The organism is Paenibacillus sp. EKM206P, from assembly GCF_011066155.1.
In the GTDB taxonomy this organism is placed as follows: domain Bacteria; phylum Bacillota; class Bacilli; order Paenibacillales; family Paenibacillaceae; genus Paenibacillus; species Paenibacillus polymyxa_D.
Map to the genome: position 1 here is coordinate 1 of NZ_JAAMNQ010000034.1, position 4,949 is coordinate 4,949.

The 4,949-nt window shown below is 53.5% G+C and carries 1 protein-coding gene; it reads left to right on the plus strand.

The annotated features are described in order from the left end of the window. Window positions 1-4,949 (plus strand): non-ribosomal peptide synthetase (locus G9G53_RS25480; RefSeq protein ID WP_165150862.1); only part of this gene is annotated, 4,949 nt, incomplete at both ends.

A 4,949-nucleotide genomic window follows, 5' to 3' on the forward strand; every position in this document is an offset into this window, starting at 1 on the left:
GGCAAGGATTTGACTGGACGTATGGAAATGGTGGCCAAGCAGCACCACGTGACCCCGAATACATTGCTGCAAACAGCTTGGGGCTTGCTGCTCCAAAAGTACAACGGTAGTGATGACGCTGTTTTTGGTGGTGTAGTGTCGGGTCGTCCAGCGGATATTTCGGGGATCGAAAACATGGTGGGCTTGTTCATTAACACCATTCCAATACGTATCCGCAGTGGGGCTGAGGACACCTTTGCCGACCTGATCAGAACGAATCAGAAACAGGCGCTGACTTCTCAAGATTATGAAACGTATCCGCTGTATGAAATTCAAGCCTTGACCGAGCAAAAGCAAGACCTGATCAACCACATTATCGTGTTTGAAAACTATCCGGTGGAGGAGCAGGTCGAGCAACTTGGCGAAGGGGCAGCGTCGGACTTTGAAATTCGCAATGCCGGCATGATTGAACAAACCAACTATGATTTCAATCTGGTTGTCATGCCGCAGGAAGCGATGAAAATCCGATTTGAATACAATGCGAAGTTATATGATCGTGAAGCCGTGAAGCGGACTCAGGGCCATCTGATACAGCTATTGGAGCAGGTGGTAGCGAAGCCGGACACTCGGGTGCAGGAGCTGGATATGGTAAGTGAGCAGGAGCGCGAGCAAATTCTCCGCGTATGGGGCAATACAGCCGCTGAGTATCCGAGCGAGCAAACGATCCATGGCCTGTTCGAGACACAAACGGCACACACACCGGAACAGCCAGCATTGTTCTTTGAAGGAGAACAGCTGACCTATCGCGAGCTGAATGAACGTGCGAATCGTCTGGCGCGCACCTTGCGTAGTCAAGGTGTGACGAAGGATCGTTTGGTGGGACTGATGACCGAGCGTTCGGTAGACTTGATCGTGGGGATCTTAGGCATTTTGAAAGCTGGGGGCGCATATGTCCCCATCGATCCGACGTATCCGGAGGAGCGTATCCGCTACATGCTGGACGACTCGGGAGTAGAGCTGTTGTTAACGCAAAGCCATCTGGTGGACAAAGTAGCTTTTGATGGTCAGGTACTGGTGCTGAATGGAGCACAAAGTGTGTATCACGAGGATGGTTCCAACCTAAAGCCGTTGTCCGGTCCGAACGATCTAACGTATGTCATTTATACGTCAGGTACGACGGGGCAGCCGAAGGGTGTCATGGTAGAGCATCGTAATGTCGTACGTTTGGTGAAAAATACAAACTACGCGCAGTTGGATGCTGACACGCGCATTTTTCAGACAGGGGCTATTGTTTTCGACGCATCCACCTTCGAAATTTGGGGCGCTCTATTAAACGGTGGACAGCTGGTGCTAGTGAGTCAGGATATCATTTTGGACGTGCTCAAGCTTAAGGAAGCAGTGCGCAGTCACGGTATTACCACGATGTTTCTGACCACACCGCTCTTTAACCAGTTGTCTCAGCAGGATTTGGCGCTGTTCGAGGGGATACGGGAACTGCTGGTCGGCGGTGATGTGATGTCCGTACCACATATGAACCGGGTGCTGGAGGCCCATCCGTCCCTTCGAATCAGTAACATCTATGGCCCGACTGAAAATACGACTTTTTCCACAGTGCATGCGATCACCGGTGTGCAATCGGAATCGGTGCCAATTGGTAGACCGATCCATAATTCAACAGCGTACGTCGTGGACCGTTCGATGCGGCTTCAACCCGTCGGGGTATGGGGTGAACTGCTGGTAGGCGGTGACGGGGTGGCACGTGGATACCGCAACCGTCCGGACCTGACATCCGAAAAGTTCATTGATAGCCCGTTCCGCAGCGGAGAACGCTGCTATCGCACAGGTGACACGGTACGCTTAAATGTGGACGGTACGCTTGAATATAAGGGGCGGATCGATGCGCAGGTGAAAATTCGGGGCTACCGGATCGAACTGGGCGAGGTAGAAACGCAGCTGTTGAAGCTGGAGGCAGTGCGAGAAGCTGTGGTCATCGCACGGGAAGATGAGCAAGGGCAGAAGCAGCTCTGCGCTTATGTGGTCGCCGATGAGGAAGTTGTCGCAAGTGAGCTACGCAGCGATTTGAGCCAGAAGCTGCCGGGTTACATGATCCCTTCCTATCTGGTACAGCTGGAGCAAATGCCGCTGACACCGAACGGTAAAATCGACCGCAAGGCTCTACCAGCACCAGAAGACAGCCTGCAAAGCGTAGCCGACTATGTCGCACCGCGGACGTGGGTGGAAGTGAAGTTGGCGCAAATCTGGCAGGATGTGCTGGGCCTGGCGCAGGTCGGCGTGAAGGAAAACTTCTTCGAGATTGGTGGGCATTCACTGCGGGCGACGACGCTCGCCTCGAGGATTCACAAGGAGCTGAACAAGCCGCTTCCATTGCGCAGTATTTTTGAAGCACCAACGATTGAGCAATTGGCAGTCGTACTGGAATATCTGGATCAAGTAACATATGCGTCCATTCCAGTAACGGAAGAACGCAACTTCTACCCGTTATCGTCGGCGCAAAAACGACTGTATGTGCTGCATCAGTTCGACCCGAATGATGTGAACTACAACATGCCGTCAGTGCTGCAAGTGAGCGGACCCCTGGATGTGAAGCGGGTAGAAAACGCGTTCCGTCAATTAATCGCCCGTCATGCGACCTTGCGTACCCGCTTTGAGCTGGTGGACAGTGAGCCGGTGCAATGGATTGAGGACACCGTGCCGTTCGAGGTGGAGTATACAAAGGTACAGGTAGAGGGTGCGACTACGAATACAGACCAGGACACAACCACGGATGCGGACACGATGGTCAGCCAGGAAGTACAAGAACGGGTGCGGCAGTTTGTACGACCGTTCGATCTGAAAGCTGCTCCGCTGCTGCGAGTAGGCTTGGTAGATTTGGGCGTACAAGGAACCGAGCAGGAACCGCAGCATTTACTCATGCTCGATATGCACCACATCGTTTCGGATGGCGTGTCCATGGGTGTACTGACCGATGAATTTGTCCGCTTGTACGACGGTGAAGAGCTATTACCATTGCGGATACAATACAAGGATTATGCGGTATGGCAGCAAAGCGAAGCCCATCAAGAGTGGATGCAACGTCAGGAAGCGTACTGGCTGGGCACCTTGCAGGGTGAGCTGCCAGTGCTGGATGTACCTACGGACTTTGCCCGTCCGGCGGTGCGAAGTACGGCAGGCGATACGGTGGTGTTCGGATTGGAACGTGAAGTCAGCGAACGGCTGAAAGAACTGGCGGCGTACACAGGCTCCACGCTGTATATGGTGCTGCTGGCAGCGTACACTGCACTCCTACACCAATACAGCGGGCAAGAAGATATCGTAGTCGGCACACCAATTGCCGGACGACCGCATGCCGATCTGGAGCCGATGATTGGGATGTTCGTCGGAACGCTGGCATTGCGGAACTATCCGACGTCAGAGCAAAGCTTCCGAAGCTATGTGGAGGATGTGAAGACGCGTGCCCTGCAAGCTTACGAGCACCAGGACTATCCGTTTGAGGAGCTAGTGGAAAAGCTGAACGTGAAGCGGGATATGAGCCGCCATCCGCTGTTCGATACGATGTTTACGCTGCAAACGACTGAGGAAGGCGAACTGCAACTGGCAAACCTGAGCTTCCGTCCATACGGCCTGGAACAAACGCCAGTCAAGTTTGATTTGATGATGGAAGCTAGAGAGGAAGAGGCAGGCATCCAGTTTGGATTGCAGTATGCAACTGCGTTGTACGAGCGCGAAACGGTAGAACGGATGACGCGTCACTTTGTTCGCTTGGTCGAAGCCGTGGCGGCGAATCCGGATGCGAAGCTGGGAGAGCTGGAGTTGATTACGGCGGAAGAAACCGAGCAGATTCTGAAGGTGTTTAATGCTCCGAATGCACATAGCGTGCGTTGTGCTGAACACAGACAGGTGCAAGGCCATTCGCTCAGCGAACGCTTTGAAGAGCAAGCTGAGCGCAACCCTGAGCGGATAGCCGTTGTGTCTGGGGCCACCGCGCTGACCTACACTGAGCTAAATGAGCGTGCGAACCAATTGGCTCGTGTGTTACGAGCGGAAGGGGTCGAAGCAGATCAACCGGTGGGCGTATTGCTGGAACGTTCTGCGGATATTCTGGTGAGCATTCTGGGGGTACTGAAGGCCGGAGGCGCGTATGTGCCGATGGATACGATGTATCCACAGGAGCGCATCGACTACATGCTCCAAAACAGTGGGGCCAAGGTCGTGATTACAAGTAGAGTTGCCAACCTGTCGCTCAGCTTGCCATCCACAGTTCGAGCTGTAGTCTTGGATGACGAGGACGCTCAAGCTCAACTGGGAGCACAGGATGCGAGCAACCTGATCCCTATCGCCGGCCCGCATAACCTGGCCTATATGATTTATACGTCAGGCACCACCGGTCAGCCGAAAGGGGTCATGATCGAGCAGGGCAGTGTTAGCAATCTGGTAGATGCTTTATGGAAACGAGTATACAGTCGTTACGAACAGCCGCTTCATGTCGCATGGCTGTCAGCATTTGTATTTGACGCTTCGGTGAAGCAAATCTTTGCCAGCTTGCTGTTAGGCCACACCCTGCATGTGGTGTCCCGTGACGTCAGTCTGAGCGGAGAGCATTTGATCGCCTACTACCGCACACACCGGATTGATCTGTCGGACGGCACACCTGCGCATCTGCATATTTTGAATGAAAGTGTCAGTGTGACGGAAGCACCGGAAGTGAAGCATTACCTGATTGGTGGCGAAGCATTATCCGTGCAGCTGGTACATGTGTTCCTACACAAATGGGCCGGGTATCGTCCGGTGATTACGAACGTGTACGGTCCGACCGAAACGACGGTAGATGCGACCGCTTATACGATTGAAGATATGGAGTCCCTGAACGCACTGCTGGAAAAAGGGGAGCATACGGTATCTATCGGAACGCCGATCGCGAACCAGTCGGTGTACATCCTGAACAGCCAGCA